Origin of the sequence: Microbispora bryophytorum (assembly GCF_006874465.1) — a bacterium.
In the GTDB taxonomy this organism is placed as follows: domain Bacteria; phylum Actinomycetota; class Actinomycetes; order Streptosporangiales; family Streptosporangiaceae; genus Microbispora; species Microbispora bryophytorum.
Genome location: NZ_VIRL01000050.1, coordinates 1,799 through 3,227, shown reverse-complemented (window position 1 = coordinate 3,227; position 1,429 = coordinate 1,799). Strand labels below are relative to the sequence as shown.

At 66.2% G+C, this 1,429-nt stretch carries 1 protein-coding gene; it reads right to left on the bottom strand.

Features of this window, described 5'->3' with window-relative positions; translation table 11 throughout:
• A partial coding sequence (locus FLX07_RS35695; protein ID WP_482808821.1) for a DNA-directed RNA polymerase subunit beta occupies positions 1 to 1,429 on the bottom strand: 1,429 nt, incomplete at both ends.

Sequence of the window (1,429 nt, the reverse complement as noted above, 5' to 3'; positions counted from 1 at the left end):
CCGTCGCTGGAGAGGACCTCGACGTTGAGACAGAGCGACTGCATCTCCTTGATGAGGACCTTGAAGGACTCGGGAATGCCCGCCTCGGGGATGTTCTCGCCCTTGACGATGGCCTCGTAGACCTTCACTCGGCCCAGTACGTCGTCGGACTTGATCGTCAGCAGCTCCTGCAGCGCGTATGCCGCGCCGTAGGCCTCCAGCGCCCACACCTCCATCTCGCCGAAACGCTGGCCGCCGAACTGCGCCTTACCACCCAGCGGCTGCTGGGTGATCATCGAGTACGGGCCGGTCGAGCGAGCGTGGATCTTGTCGTCGACCAGGTGCAGCAGCTTCAGGATGTAGATGTAGCCCACCGAGATCGGGTGCGGGAACGGCTCGCCGGAGCGGCCGTCGAACAGCCGCGCCTTGCCGTTCTCCCCCACCATGCGGGAGCCGTCCCGGTTGAGCAGGGTGCTGTCGAGCAGGCCGACGATCTCCTCCTCATTGGCGCCGTCGAACACCGGCGTGGCGACCTTTGTCCAGGGCTCGACCCGGTCCAGGTCCTTGTCGCGCAGGCGCTCGGCCCAGGCCTCCTCGACACCGGAGACGTCCCAGCCACGTGCGGCGATCCACCCGAGATGGGTCTCCAGCACCTGACCGACGTTCATCCGGCCGGGCACGCCCAGCGGGTTGAGGACGATGTCGACCGGCGTGCCGTCCTCAAGGAACGGCATGTCCTCCACCGGCAGGATCTTGGAGATGACGCCCTTGTTGCCGTGACGACCGGCCAGCTTGTCCCCATCGGTGATCTTGCGCTTCTGCGCCACATACACCCGGACCAGCTCGTTGACACCCGGAGGAAGCTCGTCGCCCTCCTCACGGCTGAACACCCGCACCCCGATGACCTTGCCGGACTCACCGTGCGGCACCTTCAGCGAGGTGTCACGAACCTCACGCGCCTTCTCACCGAAGATCGCACGCAGCAGCCGCTCCTCGGGCGTCAGCTCCGTCTCGCCCTTGGGAGTGACCTTGCCCACCAGGATGTCGCCCGTGACAACCTCGGCGCCGATCCGGATGATGCCCCGCTCGTCCAGGTCGGCCAGCGCGTCCTCGGAGGCGTTCGGGATGTCCCGGGTGATCTCCTCGGGGCCCAGCTTGGTGTCGCGGGCGTCGACCTCGTGCTCCTCGATGTGAATCGACGACAGCACGTCGTCCTGCACCAGACGCTGGGACAGGATGATCGCGTCCTCGTAGTTGTGACCCTCCCACGGCATGAACGCCACCAGCAGGTTCTTGCCCAGCGCCATCTCACCGTTGTCCGTGCACGGACCGTCGGCGACGACCTGACCCCGCTCGACCCGATCCCCCTCGGCCACGATCGGCTTCTGGTTGAAACAGGTGCCCTGGTTCGACCGCTTGAACTTCGCCACCCGATACGTCGTCCGCGTAC